This window comes from Pseudomonas sp. 57B-090624 (assembly GCF_003234055.1).
Lineage (GTDB): Bacteria > Pseudomonadota > Gammaproteobacteria > Pseudomonadales > Pseudomonadaceae > Metapseudomonas > Metapseudomonas tohonis.
Map to the genome: position 1 here is coordinate 164915 of NZ_QKRU01000001.1, position 15428 is coordinate 180342.

Consider the following 15428-nt stretch of genomic DNA (forward strand, 5'->3'; position numbering starts at 1 on the left):
CACGCCACCCGAATCGAGACATCGTCATGACCGCTTCCCAGCCGCAACTCTCCCATCCCCTGCGTTCCCAGCGCCTCAACCAGCTCACCCACGAGCCCCACAGCCGCCTGGACGCCCTGGTGAAGAGCCACGACCCCTTCGGCAACCGCGAGAACTTCGCCCGCTTCGTCGCCGCCCAGTACCTGTTCCAGTACGACCTGGCCGCGCTCTATGCCGATGCCGAGCTGGGCCTGATCTTCGACAACCTCGCCGCCCGCGCCCGCCACGAGCAGGCGCGCCTCGACCTGGCCGACCTGGGCCAGGCCGTGCCCGAGGGCGACGAGAGCGTGCGTGGCGCCAAGCACCCGCTGGGTGCTGCACTGGGCTGGCTGTTCGTGTCCGAGGGCTCCAAGCTCGGCGCCGCCTTCCTCTACAAGCGCGCCGAGGCGCTGCAGCTGTCCGACAGCTTCGGCGCCCGCCACCTGGGTGATCCGGAAGGCGGGCGCGCCCAGGGCTGGAAGAGCTTCGTCGCCACCCTCGACGGCATCGAGCTGGACGCCGAACAGGAACGCCAGGCGGAGGCCGCCGCCATCGCCGCCTTCAACCGCTTCGCCGATCACCTGGAACGCTGCTTTGCCTGAGGCCGGCGCGCGCGGGCCACTGCGCGGGTTGTGGCAGGCCCTCGCCTACCTGTTCATCGGCCTGGCGCTGCTGGGCGTGGTGCTGCCGGGGCTGCCCACCACCGAGTTCGTGCTGCTGGCGGCCTGGGCGGCGGCCAAGGGTTCGCCGCGCCTCAGCGCCTGGCTGGAGAACCACCGCCTGCTCGGCCCCTCGCTGCGCAACTGGCGCAACGGCGGGGTCATCACCCGCCGCACCAAGGTCGTCGCCAGTACCAGCATGTGCCTGGGCCTGACGCTGCTGGCCTGCACCGTGCCGCACCTGCCGTCGGTGATCATGGCCGGTGTCGGCATGGCCATCGGTGCCGCGTGGATCTGGTCGCGGCCGGAGCGACTGCCGGACGCGGGCTGAAGGCCCGCACCCTGGCGCCGTTTCGTAGGTCGGGTGAAACCCGACGACCGAGTACTGTGCACACGCGGGTTTCACCCGCCCTACGGTGTTGATCGACGCCGTTCAGCGCCCACAAAAAAGCCCGCTCGATGAGCGGGCTTCTTCATGACCGGGAAGCGATCAGAACGCCGGGACCACGGCGCCCTTGTACTTCTCGAGGATGAACTGCTTCACCTCGGGGCTGTGCAGGGCCTTGGCCAGTTTCTGCATGTCGGCGCTGTCCTTGTTGTCCGGGCGGGACACCAGGATGTTCACGTAGGGCGAGTCGCTGCCTTCGATGGCCAGGGCGTCCTTGGTGGGGTTCAGCTTGGCTTCCAGGGCGTAGTTGGTGTTGATCAGGGCGAGGTCGACCTGGGTCAGCACGCGCGGCAGGGTGGCCGCTTCCAGTTCACGCACCTTGATGCCCTTGGGGTTCTCGGCGATGTCCTTGGGGGTGGCGGTGATGCTGGTGTTGTCCTTCAGCTTGATCACGCCGACCTTGTCCAGCAGCAGCAGCGCACGGCCGCCGTTGGTGGCGTCGTTGGGGATGACCACCGCAGCGCCCTGGGGCAGCTCGTCGAGCTTCTTGATCTTGGTGGAGTAGGCACCGAAGGGCTCGATGTGCACGCCGGCGACGCTCACCAACTGGGTGCCCTTGGCCTTGTTGAACTCATCCAGGTACGGCTGGTGCTGGAAGAAGTTGGCGTCCAGGCGCTTCTCGGCCACCTGCACGTTGGGCTGCACGTAGTCGGTGAAGACCTTGATCTTCAGGTCCACGCCTTCCTTGGCCAGCTGCGGCTTGATGAATTCGAGGATTTCCGCGTGGGGCACCGGGGTGGCGGCCACGGTCAGGGTGTCGGCCTGGGCGGAGAGGGCGGCGAAGGCGGCAGCGGCCACCAGCAGTTTTTTCATGGAACGCTCCTTATGGGAATGCGAGGGCCGGGTCGGGTGGACGCCGGCCATCCTTTCACTTGCGCGAGAAATGCACCACCAGCTTGTCGCCGATGGTTTGCAGGATCTGGACGAGCACCAGCAGCAGCACCACGGTGACCACCATGACGTCGGTCTGGAAGCGCTGGTAGCCGAAGCGGATGGCCAGGTCGCCCAGGCCGCCCGCACCCACCACGCCGGCCATCGCGGTGTAGGACACCAGGGTGATGGCGGTGACGGTGATGGCGGCGATGATGCCCGGGCGCGCTTCCGGCAGCAGGGCGTTGACCACGATCTGCCGGGTGGTGGCGCCCATGGACTGGGTGGCTTCGATGATGCCGCGGTCCACCTCGCGCAGGGCGGTTTCCACCAGGCGCGCGAAGAACGGCGTGGCGCCCACCACCAGCGGCGGAATGGCGCCGGCGACACCCAGGGAGGTGCCGGTGATGAACACCGTGAAGGGGATCATCACGATCAGCAGGATGATGAAGGGCAGCGAACGCAGCACGTTCACCACCAGCGACAGCAGGCTGTAGACGGCGCGGTTCTCGAACAGCTGGCGCGGGCTGGTGAGGAACAGCAGCACGCCCAGGGGCAGGCCCAGCAGCACGGTGAACAGCAGCGAGCCACCGAGCATCAGCAGGGTGTCCAGGCTGGCCAGCCAGATTTCGAACCAGTCGATGTTGGCGATGAGCTCTTGCATCAGCGCAGGACCTCCAGGTGCACGTCCGCTTCGCGGAAGCAGGTCAGCGCGGCCTCGATGTCGCCGCCGGTGAGGGCCAGGGTGAGCTGGCCGTAGGGGGTGTCCTTGATGCGGTCGATACGCCCCGCGAGGATGCTGTAGTCGACGCCGGTGCGGCGCGCGACGGTGCCCAGCAACGGCGCGTAGGTGGCCTCGCCGCGGAAGGTCAGGCGCAGGATGCGGCCCTGGACGTGGGCGAAGTCGTCACGCTGCTCGCCCTCGTCCACCTGCTCGTCTTCCTGGACGAAGCGCTGGGTGGTGGGGTGCTGCGGGTGGAGGAAGACATCCGCCACCGGGCCCTGCTCGACGATGACGCCGGCATCCATCACCGCGACGCGGTCGCAGACGCGACGGATCACGTCCATCTCGTGGGTGATGAGGACGATGGTCAGGTTCAGCTCGCGGTTGATCTCCGCCAGCAGCTGCAGGACCTGGCCGGTGGTCTGCGGGTCGAGGGCGCTGGTGGCCTCGTCGCAGAGCAGGATCTTCGGCTGGGTGGCCAGGGCGCGGGCGATGCCGACGCGCTGCTTCTGGCCGCCGGAAAGCTGGGCGGGGTACTTCTTCGCATGGTCGCTGAGGCCGACACGGGCCAGCAGCTCGGCGACGCGGGCGTCGATCTCGGTGCGGGACAGCTCGCCGGCCAGCTTCAGCGGCAGGGCGACGTTGTCGGCGACGGTCTTGGAGGACAGCAGGTTGAAGTGCTGGAAGATCATGCCGACGCGCTGGCGGAAGCGGCGCAGGCCTTCGGCATCGAGGGCGGTGACGTCTTCGCCGGCGATGACGATGCGTCCGCCGCTGGGTTCTTCCAGGCGGTTGATCAGGCGCAGCAGGGTGCTCTTGCCGGCGCCGGAGTGGCCGATCAGGCCGAACACCTCGCCCTGCTCGACGCGCAGGTCGGTGGGCTGCAAGGCCGGAATCTCGCGGCGTTCGACGCGGTACGCCTTATGGACGTCATGGAATTCGATCACGGGGGAAACCTTGTGGGTTCTCGGGGGCCGGGTGGGCCTAAAAAGCCGGCTAGTTTACCTGTTCACGCATAGGCGCCGAAAATCTTTGTCGGCCTATGGCTATAGCCAGTTGGAATAAGAATGGAGGTGCGCGCGTCCCGCCAACGTCACGCCATGGCGGGGGTGAACGCGGGCTCCACCCGCCCTAGGGATCGGCGTTGCGTGACCTAGGTCGGGTGGAGCCCGGCGCGCGCTGGCCGGGGCCTCAGCTTTTCGGGCTGAGCACCAGGTTCGGCACCTTGGCGGGGTCGATGCTGTGGTCCACGCGCAGCTTGTAGCTGGGGTCGAGCTTCTTCACCCGGGCGGAAAGCAGGGCCACGACCCAGGGGTACTGCTTGGCTTCGCGCACCTGCAGGCGCACGCCGCAGTCGAAGGCGACCACGTCGGCGGCCACGGCGTCGAGCAGGCTGCGCAGGCGCTCGTTGTCGTCGTTGTCGAGCATCGGCAGCGCTACCTGGTTGGCCACGCGGCGCACGGGCTTGGCGGCTGCAGCCGGCTGGGCCACGGGTGCCGGGATGGCCACCAGCTTGGCGGCCTCGGCGGCCTGGCGCTCCAGGGCGAGGCGCTGCTGGCGGGCCTGCTCGGTACGGGCGGCGACTTCCTTGGCGGCGGCCTGCTCGCTGGCGGTGCGGGCCTGCTCGGCGCGGTCCAGCTCGCTGGCGCGGGCCTGGGCGATGGCGCCGTCGAGGCCGGTGGTCAGCGCCGGTGCCTGGGGCATCAGGCTGCGGGCGTGGCTGAGGGCGGTGGTGGCGGTGTCCAGGTCACCCTGCTGCAGCGCGGCCTGGCCTTTCTTCAGCCAGGCTTCGGTGAGCTGGCGCTGGTACTGCTCCAGGCGGGTGTCGCCGGCGGCGCGCTGCTGGAGGTCCTTGAGCTGGGTCTCGGCATCGGCCAACTGGCCGTTGTTCAGGCTCAGGTCCAGTTGACGGAAACTGGTGACCAAATCGTCGGTGGGCAGGCTGGCCACCTGCGGTTTGCTCTGGCACGCGGCTAACAGCAGGGAAATCGCGATAACGGGAAGGTATCGGGTTGCGAACAGCATCATTCCTGCAAGTCTCGTGTTGCTCAAAAAACGCGCAATTCTACACTGCGCGACCGGGCAGGACAAAAGTCGGGGCCACTTTTTTGCCATCTGCGTGCTATCAGACCCGGCGGCCCGCGCGCCGTTCGCCGTTCGTCCTGTATTTCTGCGGCGGCTTCCCTACCATGGTGAACGACAACAATTACACGCTCTGGCGAGGTTCCGATGCAGCCTGACAACAGCCACTACGACTACCTGATCGTCGGTGCCGGCCCCGCCGGTTGCCTGCTGGCCAACCGGCTTTCGGCCGACGGGCGGCATCGGGTCCTGCTGCTGGAAGCCGGGGGCCGCGATATCCACCCCTGGATCCACATCCCCGTCGGCTACCTCTATTGCATCGGCAACCCGCGTACCGACTGGTGCTACCGCACCGAGGCCGAGCCGGGCCTCAACGGCCGCGCCCTGGGCTACCCGCGCGGGCGGGTGCTGGGCGGCAGCTCGTCGATCAACGGGATGATCTACATGCGCGGCCAGGCGGCGGATTACGACCATTGGGCGGCGCTGGGCAACCCGGGTTGGGGCTGGAATGACGTGCTGCCGCTGTTCAAGCACTGCGAGGACCACCACGGCGGCGCCTCCGAGCACCACGGCGCCGGCGGCGAATGGCGGGTGGAGCGCCAGCGGCTGTCGTGGGACCTGCTGGACGCCTTCCGCGCGGCGGCGGGCGAAACCGGTATCGCCGCGGTGGAGGACTTCAACACAGGCGACAACGAAGGCTGCGGCTACTTCCAGGTCAACCAGCGCTCCGGGGTGCGCTGGAATGCCTCCAAGGCCTACCTGCGCCCCGCGCGCCAGCGCCCCAACCTCACCGTGCGTACCGGCGTCGAGGCCGAGCGGGTGCTGCTGGAGGACGGCCGCGCCCGGGGCGTGCTGGCTCGCTGGCAGGGCCAGGCCCGGGAATTCCGCGCCCGCGAGGTGATCCTCAGCGCCGGGGCCATCGGCTCGCCCACCCTGTTGCAGCGCTCGGGGATCGGCCCACGCCCGTTGCTGGAAGGGCTGGGCATCGGCGTGCACCACGAGCTGCCCGGCGTCGGTGGCAACCTGCAGGACCACCTGCAACTGCGGTTGATCTTCAAGGTCAGCGGCGTGCCGACGCTCAACCAGCTGGCCGGCAGCCTCTGGGGCAAGGCCGGCATGGGCCTGCGCTACCTGCTGAGCCGCAGCGGCCCGCTGGCCATGGCGCCGAGCCAGCTGGGCGCCTTCGCCCGCAGCGGCCCGGAGCAGGACCGCGCCAACCTCGAATACCACGTGCAGCCGCTGTCGCTGGAGCGCTTCGGCGAGCCGCTGCACGCCTTCCCGGCCTTCACCGCCTCGGTGTGCAACCTGCGCCCGGCCAGCCGTGGGCGGGTGGATATCCGCGCCGCCGAGGCCAGTGCGGCGCCGCTGATCCAGCCCAACTACCTGAGCGAGGACGAGGACCTGCGCGTGGCCGCCGACGCCATCCGCCTGACCCGGCGCATCGCCGGCGCACCGGCGCTGGCGCGCTACCAGCCGGAGGAGTACCTGCCGGGCGCGGCCCTGCAGAGCGAGGCGGAGCTGCGCCAGGCGGCGGGCGACATCGGCACCACCATCTTCCATCCGGTGGGCACCTGCCGCATGGGCCAGGGCCGCGAGGCGGTGGTGGACGCGCGCCTGCGGGTGCACGGGGTGCCGGGGCTGCGGGTGGTGGACGCGTCGATCATGCCGACCATCGTTTCCGGCAACACCTGCTCGCCGACCCTGATGATCGCCGAGAAGGCGGCGCGGATGATCCTGGAAGACGCGGCCACGGGCGCTGCGAAGGCGACCGTGGCGCAGGTGGTGAGCGGCTAGGCGCGCTTGGGCAGGGCGAAGCTGAGGAGGAACAGCGCCGCCGCCGAGACGACGATGGAGGGGCCGGCGGGGGTGTCCTTGAACCAGGACAGCGCCAGGCCGGCGCACACCGCCACCAGGCCCAGCAGGCTGGCACCGGCGGCCATCTGCTCCGGGGTGCGCGCATGGCGCTGGGCGGCAGCGGCGGGAATGATCAGCAGCGAGGTGATCAGCAGCACGCCGACGATCTTCATGGCCACGGCTATGACCACGGCGATCAGCAGCATCAGCGCCAGGCGGATGGCCGCCACGGGCAGGCCTTCCACCCGCGCCAGTTCCTCGTGCACGGTGATGGCCAGCAGCGGCCGCCACAGCGGGACGAGGATCAGCATCACCAGGGCGCTGCCGCCGAGGATCCAGGCGAGGTCGGTGGGGCTCACCGCCAGCAGGTCGCCGAACAGGTAGCCCATCAGGTCGATGCGCACTTCGCTCATGAAGCTCAGGGCCACCAGGCCGAGGGACAGGGTGCTGTGGGCGAGGATGCCCAGCAGGGTGTCCGAGGCCAGCGGCTGGCGTTGCTGCAGGGTGACCAGCAGCACGGCCAGCAGCACGCAGCCGACGGTCACCGCCAGTGTCGGGCTGACATCCAGCATCAGGCCCAGGGCGACGCCCAGCAGGGCGGCGTGGGACAGGGTGTCGCCGAAGTAGGCCATGCGCCGCCAGACCACGAAGGAGCCGAGCGGGCCCGCCACCAGGGCCAGGGCGAGGCCGGCGAGAAGCGCGTTGACGAGGAAATCAGCCATGGTTGCAGTCGGGGCCGTGCTTGTGGACGGGCGTGAAGCGGGTGCCCTCGGGGAAGGTGGGGGTGGCCACGACCTCGCCATGCAGGTCGTGGGCATGGTCGTGATGGTGGTGGTAGACGGCGAGGCTCTTGGCGTCCTGGCCAAACAGCTCGACGAAGGCCGGGTCGAAGCTGACCTGCTCGGGGTGGCCGGAGCAGCACACGTGGCGGTTCAGGCAGACCACCTGGTCGGTGGTGCTCATCACCAGGTGCAGGTCGTGGGAGACCATCAGCACGCCGCAGCCGAGGCGGTCGCGCAGGCGGGTGATGAGGCGGTAGAGCTCGGCCTGGCCGGCGACGTCGACGCCCTGCACCGGCTCGTCCAGCACCAGCAACTCGGGCTGGCGCAGCAGCGCGCGGGCCAGCAGCACCCGTTGCAGCTCGCCGCCGGAAACGCTCTGCAGCGGGCTGTCGATGACGTGGGTGGCGCCCACTTCCTTGAGCGCGGCCAGGGCGGCGTCGCGGTCCACCCCCGGCACCAGGCGCAGGAAGCGCAGCACGGAGAGCGGCAGGGTCGCGTCCACCTGGAGCTTCTGCGGCATGTAGCCGATGCGCAGGCGCGGCTTGCGCCAGACGCTGCCGCGCTCGGGCTTGAGCAGGCCGAGCACGGTGCGCACCAGGGTGGTCTTGCCGGCGCCGTTGGGGCCGATCAGGGTGACGATCTCGCCGGGCTTGAGGCTGAGGCCGACGTCCTGCAGCACCGCCTGGCCGGCGAAGCTGACGCCGACGCCGTCGAGACGGATCAGCGGATCGCTCATGCCGCCTCCCGGCAGGTGGCGCAGAGGCCGACGATCTCCACCGTCTGCCCTTCGACGGCGAAGCCCACGGCCTGGGCGCTGGCGACGATGGCGTTGCTGATGGTCGGCTGTTCCAGCTCGATGGCGGTCTGGCATTCGCGGCAGATGAGGAATTGGCCCTGGTGGGCGTCGCCCGGGTGGTTGCAGCCGACGAAGGCGTTGAGCGAGGCGATGCGGTGCACCAGGCCGTTTTCCAGGAGGAAATCCAGCGCCCGATAGACGGTGGGCGGCGCGGCGCGGCGACCGTCTTCCTCGGTGAGCACCCCGAGGATGTCGTAGGCGCCCAGCGGCTTGTGGCTGGCCCAGACCAGCTCCAGCACGCGCTTGCGCAGGGTGGTCAGGCGCAGGCCGTCGCGAGCGCAGAGCACCTCGGCTTCGGCCAGTGCATCACGCACGCAATGGGAATGGTCGTGGGGCATGCAGGCCAGGGGGGCTTTGGTCTTGATGGGCTTGAGCATGGGCGGCGACGTCCGGGCAAAGAGACGTTATTCTATTACGCTTTCGAGCCGGAGTCTGTTCCCGTGTCACGTCTGTTGCCCCTTCTTTTCCTCGCCTGCCTGGCCCTTCCGGCCCAGGCCGACGTGCGCCTGCTGGCCAGCATCAAGCCGCTGCAACTGATCGCCGCCGCCGTGCAGGACGGCGTCGGCCAGCCCGAGGTGCTGCTGCCCCCGGGCGCCTCGCCGCACCAGTACGCGCTGCGCCCCTCCGACGTGCGGCGCGTGCGCGAGGTGGACCTGCTGTACTGGGTCGGCCCCGACCTGGAAGGATTCCTCCCCCGCGTGCTGGAAGGCCGCAGCAAGCCATCGGTGGCGGTGCAGTCCCTGCCCGGCATGACCCTGCGCCACTTCGAAGCCATCGGCCACGACGAGCATGAGCACGGGGCCGAGGATGAACACGAGCACGACCACGACCACCGCCCCGGCTCCCTCGACGCCCACCTCTGGCTGCTGCCGGCCAACGCCCGGGTGATCGCCGCGCGCATGGCCGCCGACCTGGCCGTCGCCGACCCGGCCAACGCCACCCGCTACCAGGCCAACCTGAACGCTTTCGGCGAACGCCTGGACCTGCTCGATGCGCGCCTCAAGGCACGCATGGCCGCCGTCGCCGGCAAGCCGTTCTTCGTCTTCCACGAGGCCTTCGACTACTTCGAAGCCGCCTACGGCCTGCGCCACGCCGGGGTCTTCAGCGTCGCCGCCGAGGTGCAGCCCGGCGCCCGCCACGTCGCCGCCATGCGCGCGCGGCTGCAAAAGGCCGGCCCCAGCTGCGTGTTCAACGAGCCGCCGGTGCGCCCGCGCCTGGCCGAAACCCTGACCGCCGGGCTGCCGGTGCGCCTGGCCGAACTGGATGCCCTGGGCATGCAGGCGCCGCTGGACGCGGGGGGCTACGAAGCGCTGCTGGAGAACCTCGGCACCGGCCTGGCGGGCTGCCTGGAAAAGCTCTGAAGGATCGGACGGAACGCCCGGCGCAGGAGCGTGCCGACGGCTAAGGTGTCACCGAGGGTTTTGCGGCGGTGACACAAGATGTTGATATGCGTCATCGAACTGGCACTACATGTTGATAGGGTGAGCCCCTTCCAAAGGTTCATCCAGACGACAGGAGGTTCCGGCGAATGGCCAAGACAGGCACCACGATCCAGGCGCGCGAGGGCATCGCCCTGCAGGCCGCGTCCGAAGACATCTGGGACAGCAAGTACCGGCTCAAGCACAAGGACGGCACCCCGGTCGACGCCACGCTCGACCACACCTGGCAGCGGGTCGCCAAGGCCCTGGCCGAGGTCGAGGCAAACGACCCCGAGCACTGGTACGAACGCTTCCTCTGGGCGCTGCGCAACGGCGCCATCCCCGCCGGGCGGATCATCTCCAACGCCGGCGCCCTGGGCCACAAGCCGGCCACGTCCACCATCAACTGCACCGTCTCCGGGGTCATCCACGACTCCATGGACGACATCCTGGCCAAGGTCCACGAGGCCGGGTTGACCCTCAAGGCCGGCTGCGGCATCGGCTACGAATTCAGCACCCTGCGCCCGCGCGGCGCCTATGTTTCCGGCGCCGGCGCGCATACCAGCGGGCCGCTGTCGTTCATGGATATCTACGACAAGATGTGCTTCACCGTGAGCTCCGCCGGTGGCCGCCGGGGCGCGCAGATGGGCACCTTCGACGTCAGCCACCCGGACGTGCGCGAGTTCATCCGGGTCAAGCGCGAGGACGGGCGCCTGCGCCAGTTCAACCTCAGCCTGCTGATCACCGATGGCTTCATGCAGGCGGTGGAGACCGACGACGACTGGCCCCTGGTATTCCCCGTGCACGCCAAGGAGCTGGGCGAGGTGGACCTGGGCGACCCCGGGCAGGTGGTCTGGCGCGAGTGGCCGGTGCACGAGGGCTACCAGGTGCGCGAGGACGCTCTGGTGGCCTGCCGCGTCTATGGCCGGCTCAAGGCGCGGCACCTGTGGGACATGATCATGGTCTCCACCTACGACTACGCCGAGCCGGGCTTCATCCTCATCGACCGGGTCAACGACCTGAACAACAACTGGTGGTGCGAGGCGATCCGCGCCACCAACCCCTGCGGCGAGCAGCCGTTGCCACCCTATGGCTCCTGCCTGCTGGGCTCGATCAACCTGACCCGCTTCGTCGAGGCGCCCTTCAGCGAGGATGCGCGCTTCGATTGGGACCGCTTCCGCGAGGTGGTGAAGGTCTTCACCCGCATGCTCGACAACGTGGTGGAGATCAACGGCCTGCCGCTTGCGCAGCAGCGCGAGGAGATCACCAGCAAGCGCCGCCATGGCATGGGCTTCCTTGGCCTGGGCTCGGCGCTGACCCTGCTGCGCCTGCGCTACGGCAGCCCGGAAGCCTGCGTGTTCACCGAGGAAGTGGCCCGCGAGATGGCCCTGGTGGGCTGGCAGCAGGCCCTGGAGCTGGCCCGAGAGAAAGGCCCGGCGCCGCTGCTGGCCCAGCGCTTCGCGGTGACCGCGGAGATGCTGCGCAAGCGCCCGGAGATGGCCGCGGACGGCCTCAAGGTGGGCGACGAGGTGCCCGGCAGCCTGCTGCATGCGCGCTATTCGCGCTACATGCAGCGCATCGCCGAGTACGCACCGGAGCTGGTGGAAGAGCTGGCCCGGGTCGGCGCACGCTTCACCCACCACAGCTCCATCGCGCCCACCGGCACCATCAGCCTGAGCCTGGCCAACAACGCCTCCAACGGCATCGAGCCGAGCTTCGCCCACGCCTATTCGCGCAACCTGATCCGCCCCGGGCGCAAGACCAAGGAAAAGATCGAGGTGTGCAGCTACGAGCTGCTGGCCTACCGCACCCTGGTCAACGCCCACGCCGTGCCGGGCGCCGAGGCCGCGGCGCAGAAGCTGCCGGAGTACTTCGTCGCTGCCGACGACATCAGCCCAGCCGAGCACGTGGACATCCAGGCGGCCGCGCAGAAGTGGGTGGACTCGTCCATCTCCAAGACCGCCAACGTGCCCACCGACTACCCCTTCGAGGACTTCAAGGACATCTACCGCTACGCCTGGCGCCAGGGCCTCAAGGGCTGCACCACCTTCCGCTTCAACCCGGCGGCCTTCCAGGGCGTGCTGGTGAAGGACGCGGACCTGGAGAAGACCCGCTATCGCTTCGAACTCGAGGACGGCAGCGTAGTGGAGCTCAAGGGCAACGAGCAGGTGGAGTACGACGGCGAGCTGCACAGCGCCGCCAACCTCTTCGACGCCTTGAAAGAAGGCTATTACGGCAAGTACTGATTGGCGGAGGCAGTGATGAGCGTGAAGATCAGCCAGAAGATCAAGGGCTTCAAGGTGGTTGACGTCGAGGCCGAGCGCGTGCGCCTGGCCGCCGAGGAAGCCGCTGCCGTGGTGCAGATGGACGAGACCCTGCAGCGCCCGGAAACCCTGGTGGGTGCCACTTACAAGATCAAGTCGCCGCTGTTCGAGCATGCCTTGTACGTGACCATCAACGACGTGGTGCTCAACCCCGGCACGGCCTACGAGCAGCGCCGGCCTTTCGAGATTTTCATCAACTCCAAGGGCATGGAGCACTTCCAGTGGATAGTCGCCCTCACCCGCATCATGTCGGCGGTGTTCCGCAAGGGCGGTGATTGCACCTTCCTGGTGGAAGAGCTGAAGGCGGTGTTCGACCCGCGCGGTGGCTACCTCAAGCGCGGCGGCATCTACATGCCCTCGCTGGTGGCGGAGATCGGCGCGGTGCTCGAACGCCACCTGATCGCCATCGGCCTGATGGAAGGCCAGCAACTGGACGAGGAGCAGAAGCTCTACCTCGCCGAGAAACGCGCCGCCTACGAGGCCAGCCTGGGCACCAGCACCGCCGAACCCGGCGAAGGCTTCCCGCCCGGCTCCCAGCTCTGCGGCAAGTGCAACACCCAGGCCGTGGTGCAGATGGACGGCTGCGCCACCTGCCTCAACTGCGGGCATTCGAAATGTGGGTGAGCCGGGGTTTTCGCAACGCATGCGTTGCGCCGGCGAACGCCCGGCCATGGATGGCCGGGCCGGGGTCGAACTGAGGCAGCGGAGCACCGACAGGGATGTCTACAGCGGGCTTTACCTTTCCTCGGACAAGCATGCGTTGCGCCGGCGAACGCCCGGCCAAGGATGGCCGGGCCGGGGTCGAACCGAGGCAGCGGAGCACCGACAGGGACGTCCACAGCGGGCTCTACCTTCACACGGACAAGCATGCTTCGCCTTCGCGCGCATTTCCTGGGCTGAAGCCCAGGCTACATCTGCCCTCTATCCGTGCCCTTCCGTGGCTCCAGAGTCGGATGTAGGTAGCTGCACCGCTTTCGGCAAACCGGCACCATGGCGCTTTTCCAGGTTCAGGGAGAACCCGAATGATCCGCTTCACCCTTTCGGATGTTGAACACGGCGCCCCTTATCCACGCCTGCCGGCCGATACCGTCATGCGCACGTTGCTCAACCGGCCGGTGGAGGCGCTGGACTGCATGGCCTGCGAGCTGCTGGAGGAGGACAACTGCAACGCCTTCGCCAAGGCCGCGTGCCGTGCCTTCTATGGGCATCACCCGCTGGTGATCCGCCCGGACGACATCTGGTTCTGCATTGCCCAGGGCTTCGCCAACCATATGGCCCTGCATGGCGAGCAGCTGCGGCCCGACCTGGTGGGCCACCAGGGCAAGAAGACGCTGACGGTGTTCTGCCCCGACTACCCCTTCGCCGATAACAGCCGCTGGGTCGAGCTGTTCGGTGATTTCTCCCGGCAGATCGCCGGGGAGATCCCGCCGTTCTCCGACTTCATCGCCACGGCCTTCTCCACCACCGGCCCCATTGAGAGCGCCGCCTTCTCGCTGTGCTGGATGGATGCCTTCAGCGGCTACTTCGACTACGAGATGCTGGCCGGCTGCGGCATCCCCGAGATCGAGCTGCAGGGCAGCGAGGATGACTGGCGCCTGATCATCGAGCGTTTCACTGCCCTGGAGGGGTACGGGCTGGGCCATTGGGTGGCGAGCCTGAAGCCGGTGCTGGAGGCGATCGCCCGCACTGCGGCCGGCGAGGTGGATCGCGCCTTCTGGGAGTCCTTCTTCCGCTATCGCAGCGGTTCGGGCCCGTCGGAGCTGACGGGCTGGATCCTCACGCTCTTCCCCTACATCGTCGACACGGCCACCGACGCGCTGCGACCGAACCCCTACCTTGGGGATTGGCAGGTGCGCTTCGAGCGGGCTGGCGTGATGGCGCTGAGCGGTGACTGGCTGATGGCGGACCAGGCCCAGGGGCCGGGCCTGCAGGCCATCCCCAAGAGCCTGGTGAGTGCGGTACTGCTGATCGACGAATTCACCACCGGCACGAAGCGCAATGCCCGCCTGGTGGGCGGCTTGTTCGGCGTGGCCCAGCGCGACGTGGACGGCGCGCTGTACCCGGCGTTCGGCTGGGCGGTGGTGGACGAGCCTTCCGGCTAGAGCGCGAAGGGCAGCGGCAGGTGCACGTTCTGGCGGTGGGCCAGGCGGCGCTGGAACTCGGCGGGGTCGTGGATCAGCACGTCCTGGCCGGCGAAAGCGTTGGCGGCGATCAGGCGCGACAACCAGAAGCGTACGCAGGCGATGCGCAGCAGGGCCGGCCAGAGTTCCGCCTCGGCGGCGCTGAAGGGGCGCAGGGCGGCATAGGCGCCAAGCAGGGCACGGGCGCGCTGGGCGTCCAGGCGGCCTTCGTCGTCGGAACACCAGTCGTTCAGGCAGATCGCCAGGTCGTAGAGCATCGGCCCCGAGCAGGCGTTGTAGAAGTCGATCAGCCCGGCCAGGTGCGGGCCGTCGAACAGCACGTTGTCGCGGAACAGGTCGGCGTGCAGGTTGGCGCGGGGCAGGGCGATGATGCGCGGCTTGAGCTCGGCGATTTCCTTCAGGGCGTCACGCAATAGAGGCAGCGCGGCCTCATCCAGCTGCAGGGCGAGGGATGGGCCTTCTTTGATCATCCAGTCCAGGCCGCGGTCACTCTTGCGCTCGATGGGGTGCTCGCGGGTGGCCAGGTGCAGGCGGGCCAGCAGTGCGCCGACTTCGCTGCAGTGGTGCGCGTTGGCTTCGCGCACATGCTTGCCGGCGAGCCGGGGCTGCAGCAGGGCGGGCTTCCCGGCCAGCTCGCGCAGGGCCTGGCCATCGCTGGTACGCAGGGCGTAAGGCACCGGCAGGCCGGCGTCGTGGAGCACGTCGAGCAGTTCGATGAAGAACGGCAGGTCGTGGCTGGGGCCGCGCTCCACCAGGGTCAGCACGTATTCACCCTGCTCCAGGCTGACGAAGAAGTTGCTGTTCTCCGAACCTTCGGCGATGCCCTTGAAGTCCTTGAGCCGCCCCAGCCCGTAGGGGGCCAGGAAGGTTTCGAGTTCAGGGCGTTCGAGCGGGGTGAAAACGGACATTGGACTACCTTGTTACGGCCGGCACGGCGGCCTTACCAGCTGAAGATTTCCCACTGCGGGATCAGCATGTCCGGGTTGTCCGACCGGATGAAGTTGCTGTCGCCGTCTGCGCGGACCAGGAAATAGGGTTTGCCACCCTTGGGGGTGACCTTGATGGCGTACAGGAAGCCGTTGACGCGGTATTCCTGGATGGTCTTGTCGCCGTCCTGGCGGATGGTCACGTCGGGCTCGGCAGAGGGGGCGTCGTCGGCGGCGAATACGCCGGCCGGTGCGACGACCAGCAGGCTGGCAAGCAACAGGCGGTTGATGGCGCGCATGGTGGTAACCTTGTCCCTTATCGTCAA

General features: G+C 68.5%; 16 protein-coding genes. 7 read left to right on the forward strand and 9 right to left on the reverse strand.

The window, feature by feature from the left end:
* The first annotated feature begins 26 nt into the window (after positions 1 to 26).
* The gene (locus tag DMX10_RS00790) at positions 27 to 620 is read left to right on the forward strand and encodes a biliverdin-producing heme oxygenase (RefSeq protein ID WP_111259307.1); all 594 of its coding nucleotides are present in this window, start codon (positions 27 to 29) and stop codon (positions 618 to 620) included.
* Complete coding sequence (locus tag DMX10_RS00795) at positions 613 to 1008, forward strand: YbaN family protein (protein WP_111259308.1); 396 nt, start codon at positions 613 to 615, stop codon at positions 1006 to 1008. The genes DMX10_RS00790 and DMX10_RS00795 overlap by 8 nt, the downstream gene beginning before the upstream one ends.
* A gap of 159 nt (positions 1009 to 1167) precedes the next feature.
* Here the strand turns inward: DMX10_RS00795 and DMX10_RS00800 are convergent, their stop codons facing one another.
* The 4 genes from DMX10_RS00800 to DMX10_RS00815 form a co-directional block, all read right to left on the reverse strand.
* Positions 1168 to 1938: a MetQ/NlpA family ABC transporter substrate-binding protein gene (locus DMX10_RS00800; RefSeq protein ID WP_021219863.1), complete on the reverse strand. Its 771-nt coding sequence runs from the start codon at positions 1936 to 1938 to the stop codon at positions 1168 to 1170.
* 55 nt (positions 1939 to 1993) lie between these two features.
* Positions 1994 to 2659 carry a methionine ABC transporter permease gene (locus tag DMX10_RS00805; protein ID WP_111259309.1) on the reverse strand — a complete coding sequence of 222 codons (666 nt, stop codon included), beginning with the start codon at positions 2657 to 2659 and terminating at the stop codon, positions 1994 to 1996.
* Entirely contained in the window at positions 2659 to 3666 is a 1008-nt protein-coding gene (locus DMX10_RS00810; RefSeq protein ID WP_111259310.1) for a methionine ABC transporter ATP-binding protein, read from the reverse strand. The genes DMX10_RS00805 and DMX10_RS00810 overlap by 1 nt, the downstream gene beginning before the upstream one ends.
* A gap of 244 nt (positions 3667 to 3910) precedes the next feature.
* Positions 3911 to 4747 carry a PA5502 family lipoprotein gene (locus DMX10_RS00815; protein WP_111259311.1) on the reverse strand — a complete coding sequence of 279 codons (837 nt, stop codon included), beginning with the start codon at positions 4745 to 4747 and terminating at the stop codon, positions 3911 to 3913.
* 201 nt (positions 4748 to 4948) lie between these two features.
* Between DMX10_RS00815 and DMX10_RS00820 the strand changes: the two genes are divergently transcribed.
* Positions 4949 to 6595, forward strand: a complete 1647-nt coding sequence (locus DMX10_RS00820; protein ID WP_111259312.1) for a GMC family oxidoreductase — start codon at positions 4949 to 4951, stop codon at positions 6593 to 6595.
* Here DMX10_RS00820 and znuB read toward each other — a convergent pair.
* Genes znuB through DMX10_RS00835 form a run of 3 tightly spaced genes read right to left on the reverse strand, consistent with a single transcriptional unit; the run spans position 6592 to position 8670 of the window.
* Positions 6592 to 7377, reverse strand: a complete 786-nt coding sequence (znuB, locus tag DMX10_RS00825) for a zinc ABC transporter permease subunit ZnuB (protein WP_111259313.1) — start codon at positions 7375 to 7377, stop codon at positions 6592 to 6594. The two genes, DMX10_RS00820 and znuB, sit on opposite strands and share 4 nt — an antisense overlap.
* Positions 7370 to 8173: a zinc ABC transporter ATP-binding protein ZnuC gene (gene znuC / locus DMX10_RS00830; RefSeq protein ID WP_111259314.1), complete on the reverse strand. Its 804-nt coding sequence runs from the start codon at positions 8171 to 8173 to the stop codon at positions 7370 to 7372. Before znuC ends, znuB begins: the two co-directional genes overlap by 8 nt.
* Positions 8170 to 8670, reverse strand: coding sequence for a Fur family transcriptional regulator (locus DMX10_RS00835; RefSeq protein WP_111259315.1), 501 nt, complete (start codon positions 8668 to 8670; stop codon positions 8170 to 8172). The genes znuC and DMX10_RS00835 overlap by 4 nt, the downstream gene beginning before the upstream one ends.
* A gap of 63 nt (positions 8671 to 8733) precedes the next feature.
* Here DMX10_RS00835 and DMX10_RS00840 point away from each other — a divergent pair, with 63 nt between their 5' ends.
* From DMX10_RS00840 to DMX10_RS00855, 4 genes are all read left to right on the forward strand, one after another.
* A complete protein-coding gene (locus DMX10_RS00840) occupies positions 8734 to 9654 on the forward strand; it encodes a zinc ABC transporter substrate-binding protein (protein WP_256604738.1) in 921 nt (306 codons plus the stop codon).
* Between the two features lie 167 nt (positions 9655 to 9821).
* The gene (locus DMX10_RS00845) at positions 9822 to 11957 is read left to right on the forward strand and encodes an adenosylcobalamin-dependent ribonucleoside-diphosphate reductase (protein ID WP_111259317.1); all 2136 of its coding nucleotides are present in this window, start codon (positions 9822 to 9824) and stop codon (positions 11955 to 11957) included.
* 12 nt (positions 11958 to 11969) lie between these two features.
* Positions 11970 to 12659 (forward strand): NrdJb, encoded by a 690-nt coding sequence (locus DMX10_RS00850; RefSeq protein ID WP_178082903.1) that lies wholly within the window; start codon positions 11970 to 11972, stop codon positions 12657 to 12659.
* A gap of 398 nt (positions 12660 to 13057) precedes the next feature.
* Positions 13058 to 14137 carry a DUF4419 domain-containing protein gene (locus DMX10_RS00855; RefSeq protein ID WP_111259319.1) on the forward strand — a complete coding sequence of 360 codons (1080 nt, stop codon included), beginning with the start codon at positions 13058 to 13060 and terminating at the stop codon, positions 14135 to 14137.
* On the opposite strand, the gene DMX10_RS00860 is transcribed toward DMX10_RS00855, so the two are convergent.
* Both DMX10_RS00860 and DMX10_RS00865 read right to left on the reverse strand, forming a co-directional pair.
* Positions 14134 to 15084, reverse strand: a complete 951-nt coding sequence (locus DMX10_RS00860; protein WP_111259320.1) for a homoserine kinase — start codon at positions 15082 to 15084, stop codon at positions 14134 to 14136. The genes DMX10_RS00855 and DMX10_RS00860 overlap by 4 nt on opposite strands.
* Before the next feature lie 32 nt (positions 15085 to 15116).
* Positions 15117 to 15401, reverse strand: coding sequence for a DUF2782 domain-containing protein (locus tag DMX10_RS00865; protein WP_111259321.1), 285 nt, complete (start codon positions 15399 to 15401; stop codon positions 15117 to 15119).
* Between the last annotated feature and the right edge of the window lie 27 nt (positions 15402 to 15428).